At 44.0% G+C, this 20,277-nt stretch carries 31 protein-coding genes; 26 read left to right on the forward strand and 5 right to left on the reverse strand.

Annotation, left to right across the window (positions count from 1 at the left end; genetic code table 11):
• Positions 1 to 44: 44 nt before the first annotated feature.
• The 7 genes from dinG to nth all read left to right on the forward strand — a co-directional run bounded on the left by dinG (position 45) and on the right by nth (position 7,385).
• Positions 45 to 2,858, forward strand: coding sequence for an ATP-dependent DNA helicase DinG (dinG, locus tag KNP98_RS06080; protein ID WP_214810856.1), 2,814 nt, complete (start codon positions 45 to 47; stop codon positions 2,856 to 2,858).
• A 61-nt stretch (positions 2,859 to 2,919) separates the two neighbouring features.
• Positions 2,920 to 3,090, forward strand: a complete 171-nt coding sequence (locus KNP98_RS06085; protein ID WP_012370646.1) for a YpmA family protein — start codon at positions 2,920 to 2,922, stop codon at positions 3,088 to 3,090.
• The gene (locus KNP98_RS06090; RefSeq protein WP_214765099.1) at positions 3,087 to 3,554 is read left to right on the forward strand and encodes a hypothetical protein; all 468 of its coding nucleotides are present in this window, start codon (positions 3,087 to 3,089) and stop codon (positions 3,552 to 3,554) included. Before KNP98_RS06085 ends, KNP98_RS06090 begins: the two co-directional genes overlap by 4 nt.
• A 14-nt stretch (positions 3,555 to 3,568) precedes the next feature.
• A complete protein-coding gene (locus tag KNP98_RS06095) occupies positions 3,569 to 4,750 on the forward strand; it encodes a pyridoxal phosphate-dependent aminotransferase (RefSeq protein ID WP_029330605.1) in 1,182 nt (393 codons plus the stop codon).
• A gap of 29 nt (positions 4,751 to 4,779) precedes the next feature.
• On the forward strand, positions 4,780 to 6,069 hold the full coding sequence (gene asnS, locus KNP98_RS06100) for an asparagine--tRNA ligase (RefSeq protein ID WP_152638933.1): 1,290 nt from the start codon (positions 4,780 to 4,782) through the stop codon (positions 6,067 to 6,069).
• A gap of 71 nt (positions 6,070 to 6,140) precedes the next feature.
• Positions 6,141 to 6,719 carry a DnaD domain-containing protein gene (locus tag KNP98_RS06105; protein ID WP_029330601.1) on the forward strand — a complete coding sequence of 193 codons (579 nt, stop codon included), beginning with the start codon at positions 6,141 to 6,143 and terminating at the stop codon, positions 6,717 to 6,719.
• Between the two features lie 3 nt (positions 6,720 to 6,722).
• Positions 6,723 to 7,385: an endonuclease III gene (gene nth, locus KNP98_RS06110; protein ID WP_088837310.1), complete on the forward strand. Its 663-nt coding sequence runs from the start codon at positions 6,723 to 6,725 to the stop codon at positions 7,383 to 7,385.
• 128 nt (positions 7,386 to 7,513) lie between these two features.
• Here nth and KNP98_RS06115 read toward each other — a convergent pair whose 3' ends face one another.
• Positions 7,514 to 8,428 carry a DUF3800 domain-containing protein gene (locus KNP98_RS06115; RefSeq protein WP_214810857.1) on the reverse strand — a complete coding sequence of 305 codons (915 nt, stop codon included), beginning with the start codon at positions 8,426 to 8,428 and terminating at the stop codon, positions 7,514 to 7,516.
• Positions 8,429 to 8,451: 23 nt separating this feature from the next.
• A complete protein-coding gene (locus KNP98_RS06120) occupies positions 8,452 to 9,573 on the reverse strand; it encodes a tyrosine-type recombinase/integrase (RefSeq protein WP_214810859.1) in 1,122 nt (373 codons plus the stop codon).
• A 136-nt stretch (positions 9,574 to 9,709) separates the two neighbouring features.
• On the opposite strand from KNP98_RS06120, the gene KNP98_RS06125 reads away from it, so the two are divergent.
• Genes KNP98_RS06125 through KNP98_RS06135 form a run of 3 tightly spaced genes read left to right on the forward strand, consistent with a single transcriptional unit; the run spans position 9,710 to position 11,761 of the window.
• Positions 9,710 to 10,474: a hypothetical protein gene (locus tag KNP98_RS06125; protein ID WP_214810861.1), complete on the forward strand. Its 765-nt coding sequence runs from the start codon at positions 9,710 to 9,712 to the stop codon at positions 10,472 to 10,474.
• A 40-nt stretch (positions 10,475 to 10,514) separates the two neighbouring features.
• Positions 10,515 to 11,147, forward strand: a complete 633-nt coding sequence (locus tag KNP98_RS06130; protein WP_214810864.1) for a hypothetical protein — start codon at positions 10,515 to 10,517, stop codon at positions 11,145 to 11,147.
• Positions 11,132 to 11,761: a hypothetical protein gene (locus tag KNP98_RS06135; RefSeq protein WP_214810866.1), complete on the forward strand. Its 630-nt coding sequence runs from the start codon at positions 11,132 to 11,134 to the stop codon at positions 11,759 to 11,761. Before KNP98_RS06130 ends, KNP98_RS06135 begins: the two co-directional genes overlap by 16 nt.
• A gap of 272 nt (positions 11,762 to 12,033) precedes the next feature.
• On the opposite strand, the gene KNP98_RS16165 is transcribed toward KNP98_RS06135, so the two are convergent.
• Both KNP98_RS16165 and KNP98_RS06145 read right to left on the reverse strand, forming a co-directional pair.
• Complete coding sequence (locus KNP98_RS16165) at positions 12,034 to 12,993, reverse strand: excalibur calcium-binding domain-containing protein (protein ID WP_285801381.1); 960 nt, start codon at positions 12,991 to 12,993, stop codon at positions 12,034 to 12,036.
• Positions 12,994 to 13,104: 111 nt separating this feature from the next.
• Positions 13,105 to 13,752 carry a DUF4352 domain-containing protein gene (locus tag KNP98_RS06145; RefSeq protein ID WP_214810868.1) on the reverse strand — a complete coding sequence of 216 codons (648 nt, stop codon included), beginning with the start codon at positions 13,750 to 13,752 and terminating at the stop codon, positions 13,105 to 13,107.
• A 239-nt stretch (positions 13,753 to 13,991) separates the two neighbouring features.
• Here KNP98_RS06145 and KNP98_RS06150 point away from each other — a divergent pair, with 239 nt between their 5' ends.
• On the forward strand, positions 13,992 to 14,174 hold the full coding sequence (locus tag KNP98_RS06150; protein ID WP_214810869.1) for a hypothetical protein: 183 nt from the start codon (positions 13,992 to 13,994) through the stop codon (positions 14,172 to 14,174).
• A gap of 77 nt (positions 14,175 to 14,251) precedes the next feature.
• Here KNP98_RS06150 and KNP98_RS06155 read toward each other — a convergent pair whose 3' ends face one another.
• Entirely contained in the window at positions 14,252 to 14,677 is a 426-nt protein-coding gene (locus KNP98_RS06155) for a helix-turn-helix domain-containing protein (RefSeq protein ID WP_214810870.1), read from the reverse strand.
• 191 nt (positions 14,678 to 14,868) lie between these two features.
• Between KNP98_RS06155 and KNP98_RS06160 the strand changes: the two genes are divergently transcribed.
• From KNP98_RS06160 to KNP98_RS06225, 15 genes are all read left to right on the forward strand, one after another.
• Entirely contained in the window at positions 14,869 to 15,057 is a 189-nt protein-coding gene (locus KNP98_RS06160; RefSeq protein WP_214810871.1) for a helix-turn-helix domain-containing protein, read from the forward strand.
• A gap of 63 nt (positions 15,058 to 15,120) precedes the next feature.
• Positions 15,121 to 15,414 carry a helix-turn-helix domain-containing protein gene (locus tag KNP98_RS16030; RefSeq protein WP_214810872.1) on the forward strand — a complete coding sequence of 98 codons (294 nt, stop codon included), beginning with the start codon at positions 15,121 to 15,123 and terminating at the stop codon, positions 15,412 to 15,414.
• Positions 15,401 to 15,700, forward strand: coding sequence for a hypothetical protein (locus KNP98_RS06170; RefSeq protein ID WP_214810873.1), 300 nt, complete (start codon positions 15,401 to 15,403; stop codon positions 15,698 to 15,700). The genes KNP98_RS16030 and KNP98_RS06170 overlap by 14 nt, the downstream gene beginning before the upstream one ends.
• 103 nt (positions 15,701 to 15,803) lie before the next feature.
• Complete coding sequence (locus tag KNP98_RS06175) at positions 15,804 to 15,953, forward strand: hypothetical protein (protein ID WP_214810875.1); 150 nt, start codon at positions 15,804 to 15,806, stop codon at positions 15,951 to 15,953.
• Between the two features lie 43 nt (positions 15,954 to 15,996).
• Positions 15,997 to 16,227: a hypothetical protein gene (locus tag KNP98_RS06180; RefSeq protein WP_214810878.1), complete on the forward strand. Its 231-nt coding sequence runs from the start codon at positions 15,997 to 15,999 to the stop codon at positions 16,225 to 16,227.
• A 5-nt stretch (positions 16,228 to 16,232) separates the two neighbouring features.
• On the forward strand, positions 16,233 to 17,198 hold the full coding sequence (locus KNP98_RS06185) for a DnaD domain-containing protein (protein ID WP_214810880.1): 966 nt from the start codon (positions 16,233 to 16,235) through the stop codon (positions 17,196 to 17,198).
• Positions 17,195 to 17,539: a hypothetical protein gene (locus KNP98_RS06190; protein WP_214810882.1), complete on the forward strand. Its 345-nt coding sequence runs from the start codon at positions 17,195 to 17,197 to the stop codon at positions 17,537 to 17,539. The genes KNP98_RS06185 and KNP98_RS06190 overlap by 4 nt, the downstream gene beginning before the upstream one ends.
• A 31-nt stretch (positions 17,540 to 17,570) precedes the next feature.
• The gene (locus tag KNP98_RS06195) at positions 17,571 to 17,801 is read left to right on the forward strand and encodes a hypothetical protein (RefSeq protein ID WP_214810883.1); all 231 of its coding nucleotides are present in this window, start codon (positions 17,571 to 17,573) and stop codon (positions 17,799 to 17,801) included.
• Entirely contained in the window at positions 17,798 to 18,034 is a 237-nt protein-coding gene (locus KNP98_RS06200; protein ID WP_214810884.1) for a hypothetical protein, read from the forward strand. Before KNP98_RS06195 ends, KNP98_RS06200 begins: the two co-directional genes overlap by 4 nt.
• A 157-nt stretch (positions 18,035 to 18,191) precedes the next feature.
• Positions 18,192 to 18,629 (forward strand): hypothetical protein, encoded by a 438-nt coding sequence (locus KNP98_RS06205; protein WP_214810885.1) that lies wholly within the window; start codon positions 18,192 to 18,194, stop codon positions 18,627 to 18,629.
• A 1-nt stretch (position 18,630) separates the two neighbouring features.
• On the forward strand, positions 18,631 to 18,819 hold the full coding sequence (locus tag KNP98_RS06210) for a hypothetical protein (RefSeq protein ID WP_214810887.1): 189 nt from the start codon (positions 18,631 to 18,633) through the stop codon (positions 18,817 to 18,819).
• The gene (locus KNP98_RS06215; protein WP_214810889.1) at positions 18,746 to 19,249 is read left to right on the forward strand and encodes a Holliday junction resolvase RecU; all 504 of its coding nucleotides are present in this window, start codon (positions 18,746 to 18,748) and stop codon (positions 19,247 to 19,249) included. The genes KNP98_RS06210 and KNP98_RS06215 overlap by 74 nt, the downstream gene beginning before the upstream one ends.
• 21 nt (positions 19,250 to 19,270) lie before the next feature.
• On the forward strand, positions 19,271 to 19,576 hold the full coding sequence (locus KNP98_RS06220; protein ID WP_214810891.1) for a hypothetical protein: 306 nt from the start codon (positions 19,271 to 19,273) through the stop codon (positions 19,574 to 19,576).
• The gene (locus KNP98_RS16245; protein ID WP_353048585.1) at positions 19,573 to 19,758 is read left to right on the forward strand and encodes a DUF6011 domain-containing protein; all 186 of its coding nucleotides are present in this window, start codon (positions 19,573 to 19,575) and stop codon (positions 19,756 to 19,758) included. Before KNP98_RS06220 ends, KNP98_RS16245 begins: the two co-directional genes overlap by 4 nt.
• Positions 19,748 to 20,080 (forward strand): phage antirepressor KilAC domain-containing protein, encoded by a 333-nt coding sequence (locus KNP98_RS06225; RefSeq protein ID WP_214810893.1) that lies wholly within the window; start codon positions 19,748 to 19,750, stop codon positions 20,078 to 20,080. The genes KNP98_RS16245 and KNP98_RS06225 overlap by 11 nt, the downstream gene beginning before the upstream one ends.
• The last annotated feature ends 197 nt before the right edge of the window (positions 20,081 to 20,277 follow it).

The raw sequence follows: 20,277 nt of genomic DNA on the forward strand, positions 1-20,277 counted from the left end.
AGTTCGATACGTAACAGATGGATGGTTAAAGGTGGAGATAAGTCGTGGAGAAGAAGTATGTGGTGATCGACCTAGAGACGACAGGTCATTCGATTAAAGCTGGAGATGAGATGATTGAAATCGGCGTAGCGGTCGTCGAACAAGGGCACGTGACGGAACGTCTGTCGGCTTTCGTTCGACCGAAAAATCCGATTCCGCCGTTCATCTCGCAATTGACAGGAATATCCGATTTAGATGTAAGGGACGCAGACACATTTGATGTCATTGCACCGCGCGTCCTCTCGATGTTAGATGGTGGAGTGTTTGTCGCGCACAATGTCCAATTCGATTTAACATTTTTAAATGAAGCGCTTGAAGAAGAAGGTTACTTACCGTACACGGGTCCCGTCATCGATACGGTCGAACTGGCACGGATTCTATTACCAACGGCAGAGAGTCACTCCTTATCGCACCTGACGGAAAGTTTACAGTTGACGCATCAAGAAGCTCACCGGGCGGGCAGCGATGCAGAAGCGACGGCAGAATTATTACTCGAACTGTTAAGTCGACTTCGCGAGCTACCGCTTGATACATTAAAACAGTTGCGTCGCTTAGCCCCAAAATTATTCAGTGCGATGGAAGAAGAGATTGATTTTGCGATTCAAGCAGTCGGCATCGAGACAGACGATCGGTTCGATTCGTTCCGAAAGATTGCGCTGAAAAAACGTCTTGATCCGGAACTGATGCCGCACCGGTCGGAACTCCAGCCATTCGGACCGTTCGTTGATCACTTGAATCAAGAGATCTTTCCGAAGCTGTTCAGGGGTTATGAGCAACGAACCGGTCAACTTGAGATGATGCGTCATGTCTATCAATCACTTGATCAAGAAGTACCATTGCTCGTCGAAGCTGGGACGGGTACCGGAAAATCTCTTGGCTATCTTGTTCCGGCGACACATTATGCGATTGAACACGAGACGCCGATTATCGTCAGTACACATACGATTCAACTGCAAGAGCAACTGTTCGCCCGTGATTTACCGCTGTTGCGTCAACTGTTCGATGCCCCAGTCGACATTACATTGCTCAAAGGGCGGAACAATTATATTGATTTACGTAAATTCGAGTTTTTCCTGAATGAAACAGAAGAACCGTATAATTTTACGTTAGCGAAAGCAACATTGCTCGTTTGGTTGACTGAAACGACGACGGGAGACTTGGAAGAAGTCAGTCTTCCCGGTGGAGCAGCACAAGGGAACATCGCCATCAAACAGTTGATCCAGTCGGATAGCCAGTCGCAACTCGGGCGATTCGATCCATGGTTTAGCCGTGACTTTTTCCAACATGCCGTCCGTAGAGCGAAGGACGCGACGATCATCGTCACGAACCACGCCTTATTGTTTAGTGATATTCAGTATGAGGCGGGTGTCTTACCGAAAGGCTGTCCGTTGATTTTAGATGAGGCCCATCAAATCGAGGAAGTCGCGAGCCACCATTTCGGACTCGTCTTCGACGGGCATTCATTCGACCGGATTTTTAGACAACTCGGATTCTCCGCGGATAAAAAACTATTGACGCGTCTCGTCAGCCTCTCCGATCAGTTTGATTTGACGGAGATGGTCGAAGCGCATAGTGAAGTGATTGATGAGACGATGACGGAGCTAATCGAAGAGGCAGATAACCTGTTGATGATCATCCAAGCCTATGGACTTGATCTCTCTTCCCGGAAAGAGCGACGGGAAGGACGTGTCACAGTCCGCTTCAAACGACTCGATCATTCGATGCGGGGCGTTCAGGAAAGTGCGAAACGGGTCGAATTGGTCTTACGTCGATTACGACAAGCGATTCGGGCGATTCATAAATTATTCCACGATCAACGCGAACACATGAGTTACCGGGAACGGTCCGTCGTCGCGGATCTCAAATCCGTGATCGGTCAAATCGAGGATGTCGAGAATGCGATTTTTGAGACGATGCTCGCGCCTCATGATGAAACAGTATCCTGGATTGAGACGACTGCAAAAAATCGGAAGTTGACACGGATTTATACGCAACCAATCGATATTTCAGAACGCTTATACCGGGATGTCTTCTCGAAACGGACGAGCATTTTGACATCCGCGACGTTGACGGTCTCGAACAAGTTTCAATTCATTGAAAAGCGGCTTGGTTTAAGCGAACTCGAGACACGGCGGTTCATTGTCCCGTCACCATTCGGGTACGCGGAAAAAGTCCGGCTGATGGTTCCGACGGACTTGCCGTTACTGCAGGACGTCCCACCTGCGAAATATGCTGAAACGATAGCGGAAGCCATCATCGAAATCGCTGAAGTGACGGAAGGGCGGATGCTCGTTTTGTTCACATCCAATGACATGTTGCGACAAACGCATGATGCGACGAAGCAGGCACTTCCGGCACGATTTACGTTGCTGTCGCAAGGAATCACACAAGGATCCCGGCAGCGCTTGATGAAACAGTTTAAGCAACTCGATGCCTGCATTCTTTTTGGGACTGCGAGTTTTTGGGAAGGGATCGATGTTCCGGGTGACGACTTAAGTTGTCTTGTCATCGTTCGTCTACCCTTCGCACCGCCTGACCAACCCATCGTTCAGGCACGATCGGAACAAATCGAACAACAAGGTAAATCTTCGTTTTTTGAATACAGCTTACCGCAAGCGATCATTCGTTTTAAACAAGGGTTCGGTCGTTTGATTCGAACGACGAATGACCGTGGTGTCGTGTTCGTGTTTGACCGTCGAATTGAGACGACACGTTACGGAAAACGTTTTGTTTCAAGTTTGCCAAATGTGCCTGTTTTATCAAAACCACTTCAAGAATTGACGGCAGAACTCGAATTGTTCTTGAATGATACGGATTGAGTCTATTAAAATAACCATTATCGCATTATAATAGGTTAAGAAAAATGAGGGAGGATATAAGATGGATTCGAAAATCGAGACACTCGCAACGGTCAAGGTCAATCGCCATGACGATACGTACAAAATCGTAGACTTATTGAATCGCACGTTAAAAACGGAGGACTTAATGTTTGGTTTAGCTCTAGATGAGAAAGACAAGGAGCAGATGGTCTTCACCATCTACCGCACATGAAGTGGAAAATCGCCATCGGTTTGATTTCGGTCGTTCTTTTGATTACGCTAATCGGTACAGGAATCTACCAGTTAACGGTTGGTGAAGCAAAGGGGCGAGAACAAGAAGTCGTCAAGCGGGCAGAAAAACGTTTAACACAAGAAATAGCCCCGGACGCCGTGACATTCGAAAATGTCTTTAACGGAAAAGACCAGTACACCGTCTTCTCGATTAAAAAAGAGGGAGAGGCGTTACGCGCTTTTGTCCCGTCAAAAGGTAAGATTGAGACACGCCCGGTTAAAGACGGCATTAAGGTAGATGAAGTCATTCGTCAAAGTGGAGATCAAGGAAAAATCGTTTCCACGAAATATGGTTTCGAAGATCGCGCCTTAATTGAGATCGTCGCGGAAACCGAGACGGGCTATGAATATTCGTACTATACGTATCAAGAGGGATCTTTCATCAAACGACTACGGATTAACTAAAAGGAGTGTGCGACATGTTATCAAAACGCGTACAACAATTGACGCCTTCTACAACGCTTGCCATCACGGCGAAAGCGAAGGAACTGCGGGCATCCGGTCAAGATATCATCGGTCTTGGGGCTGGTGAACCGGATTTCAACACGCCGGAGTTCATCATTCAAGCGGCATTTGCGGCAGCAGAAGCAGGCGATACAAAGTATACGCCTTCAGGCGGAACGGTTGCGTTGAAAGACGCGATTATCGAGAAGACACGTCGCGATTTATGGGTATCGTATGATCGCTCGGAAGTCATGGTTGCGTCTGGTGCGAAACATGCTTTATCGACACTCTTCCAAGCCATTCTCGACCCGGAAGATGAAGTCATCGTTCCTGCTCCGTACTGGGTCAGCTACCCTGAGCAAATCAAGTTGAGTGACGGCGTACCGGTCGTTTTAGAGACGACGGAAGCGTCACGTTTCAAGGTGACACGTGAGTTGCTCGAGCAACACATCACACCGAAAACGAAAGCAATCGTCTTGAACTCACCTTCGAACCCGACAGGTATGGTCTACACGAAAGAAGAGTTAGAGATGGTAGCAGAGATGGCGATTCAACATGACATTCTCGTCATCAGCGATGAAATTTATGAGAAATTACTGTATAACGGTGTGACGCACTTATCGATTGCGACACTTCCAGGAATGCGGGAACGGACAATCATCATCAATGGTGTCTCGAAATCGCATGCGATGACGGGCTGGCGGATTGGTTATGCGATCGGACCGAAAGCAATCATCGGCGCAATGACAAACCTTGCGAGCCATTCGACGTCGAACCCGACGTCAATCGCGCAAGCTGCTTCTGTCGCGGCCTACGAAGAAGGGGATGCCCCGGTCGAAGCGATGCGTGTCGTGTTCGAAGAACGACTCGAACAAATTTACGAACGCTTGATTCAAATACCTGGTTTGACGTGCTTGAAGCCGGAAGGTGCCTTCTACTTGTTCCCACATGCCTTAGAGGCAGCGAAGATGTGTGGTTATGCAAACGTCGATGACTGGTGTACAGCCGTCTTGTCAGAAGCAAAAGTAGCCTTGATTCCAGGTTCAGGATTTGGTGCGCCGGAATATGTACGTCTATCGTACGCAACAGACCCGAAGCGTGTCCTAGAAGCGCTCGATCGGATTGAAGGATTTATCGCGGCTCGTACAGCCGTTTAACTTAGAGAGGATGTTGACTTTTGAAAGCAATGATTCGAGATGTAGCAAAACATGTGGGAGAGGAAATCACGATTGGCTGTTGGTTAGCGAACAAACGTTCAAGCGGTAAAATCGCCTTCCTTCAGTTACGTGACGGTTCCGGCTTTATGCAAGGTGTCGTCGTCAAAGAAACGGTCGGAGAAGACTTATTCAAAACAGCGAAAGGTCTAACGCAAGAATCATCACTTTGGGTGACGGGAGTCATCAAATCAGATGGTGAGCGAACAGCACTTGGACATGAGATGGAGATCACTTCAATTGAAATCATCCATGAAGCAATCGACTACCCGATTACACCGAAAGCACACGGAACAGATTTCTTGATGGACAACCGTCACCTTTGGTTGCGGTCAAAACGCCAGCATGCCGTCATGGTCGTTCGAAATGAATTGATCCGTGCGACATATGAGTTCTTTAACCAAGAAGGGTTCATCAAAGTCGACCCACCAATCTTGACGGGCAGTGCACCGGAAGGAACAACCGAATTGTTCCAAACGAAATACTTCGATGAAGATGCGTACTTGTCACAATCGGGTCAACTCTACATGGAAGCGGCAGCGATGGCGCTCGGGAAAGTCTTTTCATTCGGTCCGACATTCCGTGCTGAAAAATCAAAAACACGTCGCCACTTGATTGAGTTTTGGATGATGGAGCCGGAGATGGCGTTCTACGACCACGAGATGAACCTCGAAGTCCAAGAAAACTATGTCTCGCATCTCGTTCAGTCCGCCTTGAAGAACTGTAAAGCGGAACTCGAGTTGCTCGGGCGTGACTTGACGGTTCTTGAAACGATTCAAGCACCATTCCCACGCGTCCGGTATACGGAAGCAATCGATATGTTGAAAGAGCAAGGATTCGATGACATCGAATTCGGAGATGATTTTGGTGCACCACATGAAACAGCAATCGCAAATAGTTTTGCCCGCCCGGTCTTCATCACGCACTGGCCGAAAGCCATCAAACCGTTCTACATGAAAGAAGATCCGGAAAACCCGGGATTCGTTCTGTGTGACGACTTGATTGCACCGGAAGGATACGGCGAAATCGTCGGTGGTTCGCAACGTGAAGAAGATTACGACAAACTGCTTGCTGATATGAAAGAACATAACTTGGATGAGACAGGCGCCTATAAATGGTATCTTGAAACACGCAAGTATGGTTCAGTACCGCACAGTGGCTTTGGTTTAGGACTTGAACGGACTGTCGCTTGGATCACGGGCGTCGAGCACGTTCGGGAGACGATTCCATTCCCACGTCTACTCAACCGGTTGTATCCGTAATTTAGACTGAAATCGACCCATCGTTTAGACGGGTCGATTTCTTGCTTAGACTAAAGAATCGAGGAAGTGTCATGAATCATAATTTAATCCAACTTTTCGAAGAAGGGACCGTCGTGCTTCCGAAACGATTGTTCACGGAAGCGAAGCGGCTTGGAATCAGCTTCGTCGAGTTTACGTTAATCGGTCAACTGTTCGCTTGCCGTGCGGAAGGGATGGAGATGCCTTCACCGGAAGAATTGAGCAATCGTCTCGGGCTGTCCGAGACGGAAACGATTGAGACGACGCTCGGTTTGTTACAGAAGGGGTTGCTGGCGATGGAAAACGTCGCCGGATCGGAACGCTATTCGTTAGTTCCACTCTATGAAAAATTAATGGCACCACCGGAACAAGAGGCGCCGAATTTCGATACGATCAATCCATCGGTCTTCCAACAATTTGAGCGGGAACTCGGAATGATGTCGCCGTTTCAAATGGAACAAATCATTCAGTGGCTGACGATTGAAAACATCGCGGAAGAGCTAGTCCTTGCTGCGCTTCGCGAAGCCGTCTACCATAACGTCCGGAAGATGACCTATATCAATCAAATTTTGCGGACGTGGGAACGCGAGGGTATTAAAACACTCGAAGATCTTGCGACGAGAGGAGGGTGAATCATGTTACGAGTAGCTGAAATCGACCGGATTGAATTGACCCTCGAAGAGATGTTTCCGGACGCTTTTTGTGAACTGATTCATAAAAATCCGTTTGAACTCGTCGTCGCCGTCGCCTTGAGTGCGCAAGCGACGGACGTGCTCGTCAATCAAGTCACGCCGGGATTGTTTGCCGCGTATCCGACGCCAAGCGACCTAGCCACTGCACCGGTCGCTGCCATCGAAGAGAAAATCAAACGACTCGGTCTCTATCGCAATAAAGCGAAAAATATCAAAGCACTCGCGGAACGCCTCATCACGTTGCATGAAGGCGAAGTACCAACGGACCGCGCCGGACTCGAAGCGTTACCCGGCGTCGGGCGAAAAACAGCGAACGTCGTGTTATCGGTTGCATTCGATGTCCCGGCATTCGCAGTCGATACGCATGTCGAACGGGTCTCGAAACGCCTCGGTATCTGTCGCTGGAAAGATAATGTCACACAAGTCGAAGCGACGTTGATGAAACGATTCAAGCGGGAACGCTGGTCGAAGCTTCATCATCAATTCATTTTTTTCGGACGGTATCACTGCAAGGCGCAACGTCCGCACTGCCTTGAATGCCCATTACTCGACATGTGTCGGGAAGGAAAAAAACGGACGAAAGGGACAATCATCCCTGTCGATTAACGAAGAATTATTTAAATGATGCTTGAAAGCAAAAAAAGGATAGCGCGTTTCCGGAAGAAACCCCGGAAGCGTGCTATCCTTTATTCGTGTGAAATAAAATGTCTCTTGTCCATCATACGCGCGTATGTTTAACCATTCCAAGGCGTATCGGACCATTCCCGACGCTTTTTCGTGATCGGAACTTTTTTGAATCCCCAGTTTCGGAAATCTTGATCGGGACTATCGCGACGAATGTAAATTTTTTCTTTGATTGCTTTAAAGATTCGGTTTTCGTCCCCGTAATGGACAAACCGTGGTTTCACCTCAATCACGCCACGACGTACGCGTGAAAGGGGAAGACAGACGAGGTCAGCAATCTCAAGACCGGATTGGTAGAGGTCGCTATCCTTTTCAGCAAAGATGAAGCCTTTAATTTTTTGACGACTTTTTTCGACGTCAAGGTGGACCGTCCCCGAGTTAAAGATATCGAAGAACGCTTTTTGAATTAATAAGTTTTGATAATCATCACGACTTTCGAGGACGACACGAGCACTCGTCGCTTCCGTCTCCTCTAAAAAAGCGTAAAAAGATTTCATCAAGTGGGCAAAGGCGACGACGTAAGGATCTTTTGGTGTCGAATAAAAATCTTGCAGCTTCTGTTTATCGACTTCGACACTGACAATCGTACAGTCGATATCGACTAGGAAGTCAGGTAATGCGACCCAAAAATGACGTAACATATCAATCGTGATCCCGTCTTCTTTGCCGTAAGGATGCTCCGCCTTTAAAATTTCTTTTAAATGGAGTGGAATGTGTGGATCTTCAAACACACTCGACTTAAATTCCATCAAGCGTTTCCGTAAAGGGCTCGGTTCACCCGTTTCGTCCGAATCGATGGCATATTTGTATTCCATCAAGACACCTGTCAAATTAAATTGCGTATTCCCTTTAGGTGTCCCCGTCTCATCGACGAACATGACATATTTTTTAGGAACAGTGTTGTTAACCTTCTGAAACCCTTTTGTATCAACGTATTTCACGTTTTTTGTTTCTCTCTTATTCAATCAAATCTCCTCCGATTGCACAATTATTGCACACTTTTTTTGAAAACGAGCATTTCGGCAGCCTCTTGATGCAACTTTACACTGACATGGCTGTATAAATCCATCGTTATCGTATAACTCGCATGCCCGAGTCTTTCTTGCACAACTTTCGGATGTACACCCTGCTCGAGAAGGAGAGTGGCATGTGTGTGACGGAGATCGTGGATCCGGATTCGTGGAACACCGGCGAGCTCCGTCAACCAGTTGAACGAACGATGGACGATCGTCGAACTGAAGGGTCTTCCGAGCGTATTCAGGCAGACATAGTCTTCATCATTCCGGTAACCTTTGCTCAACTGATGCGATGCCTGTAACCGTTTCATGCTCTTCAGGTAATCGACTGCAGCATCACTGATCACGATGAGACGAGAATGTCCATTTTTAGGCGCTTTCTCGTTTTGATGAGCCGAACGGTTGTGGTCGGAGACGGAGCGCTTCACGAGTACCGTACGTTCCTCAAAATCGATATCTGACCAACGTAAGGTGATGGCTTCACCGATCCGCATCCCAGTATGCAGAATCAAGATGATTGGAAGGGCGCGTAGTTCTTTTTCGTGTGTCTCGATGAAGAGCTCGCATTCCTCCTGGCTCCATACCTGATGATTCTTGACGGCACGACGACGGTCCTGTGCAAGACCAGCGCTTGGATCTTCCTTGAGGTACTCCATCTCGACGGCATACCGGAAGAAGGCGCGGACTTGTTGCATCATCGTATTGTAGCTATTAGCGTTCCAGTGCCGGGCTTCGGCATACTTCACTAAAAAATCCGCTAGATGGTACGTTCGGACAGTCTCGATCTTCATCTTGCCTAACTCATTCTCGAGTAAAACAGAGATTTTCCGACGATTATAGAGCGTTGCCTTTGCGAGTCGAGGAGCGCGACGTTCGTAGTATATCGCAAGGAGATCTGCGACGGTTAACTTCGCTCGTTTTTTCTTGATTGCTCCACTCTCACGTTCCTTGAGTAACTTGGCCATCCAATACTCCAGCTCCCGCTTCGTGTCCGTGCTCTTGAAGCGTTGGATGCGTTTTCCGCTTTCATCAAAACCAAGGCTTATCCTGGCTTCCCATTTCCCATTTTTAGGATTCTTCTTAATCTTCGTCATAATTATTATATCTCCTTTTTTCTAAAAAACATTAACATTAAAAAAACTTGTTTAGTAAAGATGTATGATTATCGTCAAAAAAATTGTAAAATAAATTGTAAAATAAGTTACCGCTTACCACTGGGGGATGAAATTTGTGGCTTCAATTACAGTTTATAGAATTATTCAGGATTTATTTTTTTTTGAAGGAAATGAATTAGATTTAGAAAGTTTAGCAAGTGCCGTGCTTGATAACCAAGTAGGTACCAATGAACAAGGAGTAATTAATGAAAGTGGTTTTACAATACCTACTTTTAATCAAGTTGATGATATAAATTATATCGAATTTTTAGGATTTGAGGAAACTAGCTATGGTGTATATAGTGAACCATCTATTATTAATAATAGAGTAAGAACAATTGAAAATACCTTTAAGTATTTTACATCATGTAGAGTATTAGTTTTCTCAAATAATTTTTTGGTGATTTTATCAAATGATTCGGGAGAAGAAAAAGTAAAGGTTGGAGTCAGAAAATTACTTGAAGGTATTGGCTTGAGTTTAGATGTTATCAAAATGGATTCTGATTTTCTAACAAGAGCGAAAAATAACCCTTACATAACATGCACTAGTTGTACAATTAACGAAGTAAACAATGAAAATGACAGTACAAGAAATGTTTCGTATGAAGTAGATCCTGCAGATATAGTTAATGATTCTATAGTCAGTAATATTTACGAAGGTAAAGGGCATATAACTAAAATAAAAGCATTATTTCCTTATCAAATAGTATCAGGAAATGTTAGTATAGTATTAACGTTATATAAAAATGGGAACAGGTGTTCTTTTGAACCACTTCAACTTAACGGTGGAGAACTCAATCGATTTATATTAGTTTTAATGGAGTTTTTAGCGGGAAATTAAATAATTAATAAAAAAATATTAGGAAAGGGAGGGGAAAATTTTGAATTTCAGACTAGTCGTTGTATCAGAATATAAAAAATTGAGAAAACTAACAAAAAAGAATTTTATTTTTGGAAATAATAAAAAAAATGAACATTTGTCAGTTATTCATAATTTTGATATGAAAAATAATATTTCGCATTTGGTTTACCATTTAAAAGATGAATATTGTATAAGTACAATTGCTATGGGTGAACAATTTAAAATTCCTTACTCTTCTCTAATAAATCTTTTTTATAATAAAAAAAATAAAATCGTTTTTATAGAACATTCAAATCTTCAGACAGATCAACTTGTGAAAAATGAGTTGAGTTCTAAAACTGAGGGTTTAGTAAATGAAAAATTAATTAGTAATCTTGAATTTATTAATGTTTTTAAAGAATTTGAAACTCAAATAATAAAAATTAGCTATGTTAATAATGATTTAGAGGAATATCATGAAAATGATTACATGATCGAAGAAGAATTTCTAAATATAGCTAATAATAACGCAGTGAAAATTAATTATATAACTTTTAGTATAGATAACAAACTTATGTCATTATATGAAGAAGGAAAAGTTACTATAAATAATGATGATGAAGAATATTTAATTAGTGTTGTCGAAAGGTTGTATTCATGTTTAAAAGAATAACTGGTCTTCTTGAAAATATTCCAAATAACTTTTGGACAGTTAATACTACAGTATTTTCTATTATTGTAGGATTTATAGGAGTTTTGGTTGGAATTTATGTAGATGAATTTCCTTTTTTGTTATTCTTAGTTACGTTATTAGGCTCAACAATTTTGTTGCAATTATTCTCATTAATTATTTCTTATTACATCGAAGAAAATAAAATTAAGGATATGAAGTTGACTGGATTTTTTGTGAAAAAAGAGACTATTAAAAGTACATCTTTTGTTAATATGACAATTGATCATAATAATCAATTAGATGATGAAGGTTTTAAAAACGTATATTTACATTTGAATACTCATAAAAAAATTGAGAGTCCTATCCAAGTTAAGGTAATGTTGAAAGATAGTAACTATGTATTAAAAAGTGGATCAGAAATTATTGTTTCTCAAAGCTTTGGAGGCATTACAGAATTTATTATACCGGAAAATTTTAGCGAAACTGCAGTAAACAATATTTACAATCATGGTTTCCGAATTAAGCCATTAAGATCTTCGAATTCAAATGTAATTCAAATATACTTTGAGCTTTATATAGATAAAGAGTCGTATAATTTTTATTTTGAGATATAAATATAAAGTTTATTCATTTTTTATTTTGATATAGTTAAAGCTATAAAATAAGAAAGACATTGCAATTGCAATGTCTTTCTTATTTTATAGAAATACATACAGTAGTTTCACGAATTTTCTTTGTTTTAGCTTTAATCATTTTAATACATGAAATTTATAATTTAATTTTGAATATAGATGAACGTAAAATTATCATAATCTGAAAAAATCATCAAGTTGAATATTTAAAGTCTCTATCATTTACTTTATAATTACTTTGCTTGAATTTAATATTAGTTTCTCTCACAAGCAAAATTATCCTTGTCCCGATCCATCTTAGCTTCATAAGCAGGATGACTACTCGGTACGCCATTTGGGTATTCCGTTCGAAGATCATCACAGTTATCAAAACTGACTTGAGTAGTGGCAACGGCTACTTGCTCTGCTTTTTGAGCCGCTTCTTCAGCTTTCTTCTCTGCTTCTTGTTGAGCGGCTAGCTTAGCAGCAGCCTCTTTTTTTGCTTTCTCCTGAGCGGCAATCTTCGCTTTCCTCTCAGCTTCTCGCTTCGCCTCCGCTTTTGCTTTTTCCTGGGCTAACTTCTTCTTTTCTTGTTCAGCCTTTTTCTTTTCTAAAGCGGCTTTCTTTTTCTCTTCAGCAGCCTTCGCCTTTTTAGCAGCCGCTAGTTCTTCAGCTTTTTTCTTCTTTGCGGCTTCAGAATCTGACTTCTTCGGTTCTGTTTCTGCCTCTGTCTGCACGACGGGTTGCTTCACGGCTTGTTTAGTATCATCTTCAACATCCTCTAAAGCAGCGGCGAAGAACATACCGAGGAAAAAGAAATAGAACATTGAAGCTAAAACCATTTTCCAAACAATTTGACTACGATAGCCAGGAATTTTTCGATACCACGGGAACTTCGTCCAAGGAAGGAGCTTCCGACGACCCTCGATCAGTTCAGCCACCATCTTACCTTCCTTATCACCAACAAAGATTGTCAGCAATAATTCTTTCTTTGTACGATAAGTCTTGTCGTTCTTGTCCTTACGGAGATATAACGTATTTGGAACCGCTGCCCAGGATAAGTGAAGTTCCATGTCGAGTGAGCCGCGTTTGTTGACATAGAAAAAGAGTCCTTCCTTAGCGGTCGCAACAACATAATAGGGAACACTGTAAGAATTGCTTCGATATTGTCCACTCGTGATATATCCCTCAGGATGATTTGATTTAAGGATGCGGCGGATTTCTTTAGAGTCCATAGTTCTCAATCCCTTCTTCACATTTCTTATGTACAATTAAATTTAATAAAACAATCGTAATTCACCATTAAGTGATATTTTTTTAAACGAACTATTGTACAAAAAAAGGAATTATTTTGTTTTGACCTCTACGGTATATCGTTCTGCTAGAGAAGTGAAGTTAGCATCACTTGGGCCTTCGACAATAAATTTAACATCAGTAATTTTTTTCGGATCAGATTCGGCCAAGAAAATAATATTGCCTGATTTTTTAACTTTACCTATGAATTCACCGCCGACATCATCAGATAAAACGATTGCTGCGTCAATTTGCTCACCAGTATTTGTTGTGAGTTTTGCTTGATTCGGATAGAAATTTACAGAATCATCACTTGTGTTCTCAACATCAGCTTCTAGAACGATCAAAGTGACTTCATCTTTATCCTCGAACATCTTTTTGTAACCTTCATTAATTTTTAAGCGAGAAGTCTGGACTTTATTGATTTTGAAATTAATTGGTCCAAGTTTTGTGCTGATTCCAAGCTTCTTGTTCGTGAATTGAATAGTCTTTTCGCCGATTTCACTTTTTTCGACTTTATTTGCTTCTTTTGTCTCGACAGGCTCCGCTTTTGTTTCTTCCGATTTCGCTGAACTAGTATCAGCTTTTTCATCAGCTTTGACAGTCGTTTTGTTTTCTTTTGTTGTGACAGCAGATTCTTCTCCGCATCCACCAAGTAATAATGCTGCAGTAATAGATGTTCCAATAACTAAGTGTTTCATGATAGTTCCTCCCTAAATTTACATGTCTTTTTATTTTACCAATTTTTAGATGTTTAAAAGTCTTCAATTTTAAGAAGAAGGTAAGCTTTGGAAAAAATCGTATGACATGTTTCGACAAAAATTAGTTAATATTGTCGAAAAGTTTTCATCATAAGGAAAGGATGTCAACTTGTAAAAAGAAAACACTTCCTTCATAATAAAAAATAGGAACATAAGTTCTTGTAAAAGGTGGGGGATAGATGGATAGCATGTGTACTAAAAAAGTAATTTTAAAAACCAATGAAGGATTCGAAGGACTTAGAGGATTTTGGAGTGACGAACTAGAGGCTTATGTAATGTTTCGTAATAAAGATATTATGGTTGCTGAGGAAGTTGAACTTTGGCATCCTAAATTGGATAAATTTAAAGACACAGCCGATTAAGCTGTGTCTTTTGTAATACTTTCTTTTGCTAGTAAAAATATAAAATATACCATTATTATTTGCTTTTGTAGAGAAAATTATTTTTCTGTACTATTTGATTTAAAAGAGGATTCAGTCATAGCAAGATTAACCTGGTCACGCATGTACTGGATAATTTTATCGATTTTTTGTTGATCTAGAGATTGAAGCTCTTCCTCAGTGAAACTCATTCCAATCATTTTATTTGCACGAGAGGCCTGTTCTATATATTCGCTTAAAGTTATATGGGGATCGTCAACTCTACCATTAAGATAGTCGAGTGAGACTTCAAAAATATCTCCTATTTGATTCAATACTCTGTGAGGTGGCATATCTGGATATTTAGGATTTTCATATTTACTCATTAATGCTTTATCTACCCCAAGTGTTTTTGCTAATTCTGTTTGTGTCATTTTCGGAATATGATTCTTCCTGCATGTTTTTATTCTATCTGCCATCATTTTTTTTAATAAATCCTGATTCAATTTATTCACCACCTTACTTAATTAAACAATGTTTATACAATGATATTACCTCAAAATAAGATGATTTTGTTTCAAAAATCTCAACAATGATTAAATGGAGAACTAATAATTAATAAGTTGACATATACTCAACAGAAAGTTATTATCAAATTAAGTTGATAATAACTCAACTAAAAGAAAGGGTGATAATATTGAATCGTAAAGTATTAATCAGGTTGAGAATAGATAAAAAATTAACGGTTAGAGAAATGGCAAAACTAATGGAAATGGATTCATCTTCATATTGGAGAAGAGAAAATGGCGAAACAAAATTCAGTGAGGTTGATATTGTTAAGTTGAAAAAAATATTTAATGTATCAACAGAAATTTTTTTTGAATGATTAGTTGAGTATATATCAACTTTACTTGATTTTCTATTAGAATTTAATACTGGAGGTAATCAAGTGTTATTTGATGAGAAAGAGTTTAAAAAGATTATTGCAGATGGGATTGCAGAGTCACTAGCAGCCATCGCTCGTAAACGCGAATATCTGACGGTTCCGGAAGTATGCGAGGAACTACGCTGTAGCCGAAGCATGATCGACAAACAGATTAGAGAGAACGGATTACCGATCACTCGAGTCGACGGCAAGATCATCATCCGTCGCGAACATCTGTATGAATGGCTTGATCAGCGAGTCGAGTGCAATGACTGGAATCAATCAAACGAAGGAGTGAATCGACATGCCACTGTATAAGAATCTTGATGTGTTAGCCAATACGCTCGTGGATCGATTCCATGAGAACCCAATACTTTTACCGCTTATCAACGTCGAAGACGTCATTTCAAACGTCCTAGTCGATGTGACACGGGAGATGGTCGAGGAATCAGAGCAGGATGCTTTGGTCCATTTCAACCAGATGGTCAAGAATGATCCGATTATCGTGATTGATGCTATCAACAAACAGCATGTCCTACATCTGATGGAAGACACATTAGAAATGCATCTGATTCAAATGGACCCACCAATCAAGCTGAAATGAATGCGTACATCATCTATGGTATTGCATCGGTTGCTGTTTTGGTCGCTTTCGGTGACGTCGGGTTCGACGTCCTGAAGAATCGTTCGGAAAGGAGGTGAATCAATTGTCACCAGAGCTCATCTACATGGCAGGAATCACCTGGCTCTTCGTCATGATCGTCGCACCACTCGCATTCTTCTTCCTTCGCTGGCTCGAACGTGAACCGGAAGACACAAAAAATGCCATCACTCAAGAGAGCGATGACACACTTTAGCCTAGGAACTCTAGTGTATCATGCTCCGGACAGGAGGGAAACCATGAGAGTCATACAAGTTAGCCGCAAACAAGCGAAAGATCCGCATGACGTGATCAAGCAGGAAGCAGAGACAATTCGCTATTTTATCGAACAACTAGACGTCCTCTTCCCGAACGCGATACCAGAGGGATCTGCTGCATGGAGTGCCTTGCATGCGATCCATACTGCATCTACACGGATCACGGAAGCAAATGAACGTACACGAAACGTCTCACAGAAAGCACTGGGGTGAATTACATGTCCATCATACGTATCAAGAAAGAAGACAACTATATCGTTCTCGACAAGACGCTCCTGAACGAAAAGACATTGAGCTGGAAGGCGAAGGGACTGCACAGCTATCTAATGGGATTGCCGGACGACTGGAAGGTCCGTGAGACGGATCTCGTCAATCGTTCGAGTGACGGAAGAGCGAGCACACGATCGGCCATCAAGGAACTGACGGACGCAGGTTACGTCAAGCGCGTTCCCGTCCGAGAGAAAGGTAAGTTCAAGGAGTGGGAGTTCGTCGTCCATGAACGTCCCGTGTTCGCGGTCAAGTCAGGAGAACCTGATCCCGAAGAAGAACGAAATGAAGATCCAGATGAACCAGAGGAAGAAACAAGCCCGCCAGAATGCGAAAACCGGAAAGTGGTCCCACCAGAATCCGATTTTCCAAAAGTGGAAAAACCAAAAGTGGAAAATCGAACACTACTAAGTATTGAAGGTACTAAAGAACCAAAAGAACTAAAAGATCTAGTAGTAGTAAACGCGGGCGCGGAAGACGCACTGACGAAACTGATCAACTTCTATCGAGCGAACATCGAACCCCTCGCGCCACCGTTCACGATCGAGAAGATCGAGGACGACGTCAAGAGTTACGGTGCCGAGCTGGTCCAATTCGCCATCGAAACGGCGACGCTCTCGAACGTCCGCAAGTACACCTATATCACCGGCATCCTGAAGACATGGGCACAAGCTGGCGTCCAGACGGTCGAGCAAGCGAGGGATCAAGCGAACCAGTTCCGTGAACGACAACGGACCCGTGGCGGGAATCGACGTCATGCATCGTCCGGCATGAAGGAACCGGAATGGCTCGCGAAAGAGAAGGAGAAGCAACAAGCGCACGAAGCGAAGCAGAAGGAGGCGTTCACATCAAACGTCCCTGATGACGAAGAGGTCGAGGCACTCCTTCGATCGCTCGAGACACCGGAAAGGAGTTGAGCATCCCGCACATCATCGAACAGCTGACGACGGAGCATCTCCGGAAGCTTCGGTACGCGCTCGGTCTGAACAAACGGAAGAAGCCGTGGCGAAACTACTACGGATCGATTGGTGCGAACGCCGACTGGGAGCACCTTTGCACCCTTGGTATCGCCAGACGGTCCGCAAACGCCACGAAACACGTCACCTATACCGTGACATTCGAAGCGGCAAGGGCACTCTATGGCAAGTCGATGTCACGGAACTACTTCGACAATTGTTTAGACGAACAAGGGATGAACGGCAAAGAGCACATTCGTCGCTCAGGAAGGAAACGCCGCCGCCGTCATCCGCTTGGTTGACATGGACAAGTACCTCTCGAGGAGGCATAAGATGCGGATCAGACTGACAGACACGGATGAAGCACGACTGGATCGTCGCATCGCGGAGCATGAGAGCCGCGGTGCACGGTTCCTCGGTAAAGAGCAGTATCTCCACAACAAGAAGGAGTTCGCGATCGAACACTACACCGGTCGCAAGCGATACGTCAGCAGTCACGGCAATACCCGACACACGGCTTATATCGAGCTGCCGGATCGGGAGAAAAAAGGAGGGGTGACATGAAGACGCTCGTCTTCCGGAAACACACACTCGAGCACGAGCAGATTCTGCTCATATCGAACCAGATCCGTCGGCATACGCTGATCGACGGGAAACTCGTCAAGGTCGAGGAAGGACTACGACCGATCACGACAGCGGTGATGCTGTCGAACGAACGACGCGAGTGGAAGCTCGAAGGGCGTGCCCTCGAGGAACACGAGGTAACGACACGATGGCCAAGCGTCGAGCACGCATAAAATACAGCGGATCAAGACCCCAGTTGTTCGAGCGTCGCGAGAAGAGCCAGTACATAGTGCTGTACATCCCGGACGCACCACAACATGAGACGCAACGCTTGATCAATGAAGGGTGGAGACCGCTGAGACTCTAACATGAAAGGGAAGACGGCACAGGATGGAATTCATCACACATAAGTTGACCAAAGCACAACGGACGATGGTCGAGAACAAGCTGAGAAGCCTGTTTACGCTCCCGTCCCGCATCGAGTCACTCAAGGCACGCAGCGCACCGTCCATCACGGCTGGGTATCAGGCAAGCGAGGTACAACTCAACACGAGACCATCTAGCAACGTCGAGAAGGCAGTCATGCTACTTGAACAACTTCGGCAAGCGGAAGCGGAACACCGGCTCTTGCTTCGAATCCAGGAGGAGTTAGAAGAGACGGACCCAGACTTGAACCAGATTTGGAATCTACGGTACCGTCCGAAGCTCAAGTACACGGACAACGTCGTCATCGAGATGATGCGCTATGGCAACCGCAACACCTATTACGAGGCGAAGGACAAGCTACTCGGGACCGTCGCTGACCATTTCGGTATCTGGGAGGACTGACATGATCATCGACTTCAAGCGTTATCGGTACGAACGATTGGTCCAGCAGCGACCACGCAGCGTTTCCTTGTTCCTCGCGGACAAGACACCAAATCCATTTTGGAAGGAGGATCCCGATGAGACACCATGCCAATCGTGGCAAGCGGTTCGAGACGATGCTCGAGATGTCAAACCAACACTACAGACTTAAGAAAGTCGCGCACGTTCGCAAGACCTTTCCGGAAGCAAAGTTTCAGCTCGACAAGGAAGGTAATGTCCGCAAGTACTGGTTCGAGAAGTCAGGCGGGTTGGACTTCGCCGGGATGCATCAGGGACGATACCTCTCGTTCGACGCAAAATCGACGAAAAATGCGATATCCTTCCCGCTCAAGAACATCGAGACACACCAATTCGACGAACTTCGACGCATCGAGGACTTCGGCGGCATGGCTTTCCTGCTGATCCACTTCGAGAAACTAGGCAAGACGTTTTATCTCTCAAGCGGCGACGCACTTGACTGGGCGAACCAACGCGAACGCAAGTCGATTCCGCTGAGTTGGTTCGTGGAACAGACGAGCGAGGTCGTTTCAAAAGATGGCGTCTTGCTCGACTATCTGAGCATCGCGGCAGAACACTACTAATCATGAAATGGGGCGAATGACATGGAACAGACAACACAATTAGCCGGGCAAGAAGAGACGAAGGTGACGTTCAACTCGCTATATCGTCTCGTTGAGGACGAGTATCATATGCTCGGCGCTGGCGGGAACGGACAGCGCGTCATCCTAATCGACATGATGGGCAAGATGGACGCACTTCGTCCGGAAGTCGAGACCGATGAGGAGGCGGTCGTCGGGATGATCCTAGAAGATTGGCAGCAACGCTACGAACAGATGCGCATCCCGCGCTTCCGCAGTGAGCAGGGAATGCTGTTGCGCTTGATTGACACCGCGAAGTCCGGGTCATGAGACGCAGACCACCGAAGTCTCGGACCGGCTATTGTCCGGTCTGCAGACGTCGGCTCACGACGACGGAAAGTCAAAGAGAAGGCATCGGACCAATTTGCAAAGAAAAGTGGCTACGGCACCAGAGCGATACCGGAAACCAACTCCAACTTGAACTTGAAGGGTGCGATAGACATGAGTCCTGATCCGATGCTTGAACGCATCCTAGCAGACAAGCGGTCGACGACGACGACAAAAGTCGCGAAAGGATACGGCATGACGGCAAGGAAGTTGAACGCTCTCCTCGAGCAAGCTGGTATCCAGCGGAAAGTCAACGGGAGCTGGGAGCTCTGCACGGCTCACTTGAAGCGTGGTCTCGTCACAATCAACGAATATCCGTTCATGCACCGTAATGGCAGTATGGACTGTACGATCACGATGAAGTGGACACCAATCGGTCGTCTACAAATCCACGACATCATCCAATCACAATCAACCAATGGGAGGGAATCATATGCCATAACATAAAATCAATCTCAATGCATTCGCAGAACGTTTCAACAACGCGTTGAAGAGAAAGTCTGTGCGAACACTTATCCGACTTAGAAACGAAAGATAACGATTTCCATGACCTTGTCAGTTGGTGAACAGCGTGACCTCGCAGTGGTCAATTTTAATATCAAGATGATATTAAAGTTGACGTGGGAAATTGATTAGAAAATCTG

The sequence above is a fragment of the Exiguobacterium sp. s127 genome, assembly GCF_018618695.1.
Classification (GTDB): domain Bacteria; phylum Bacillota; class Bacilli; order Exiguobacteriales; family Exiguobacteriaceae; genus Exiguobacterium_A; species Exiguobacterium_A oxidotolerans.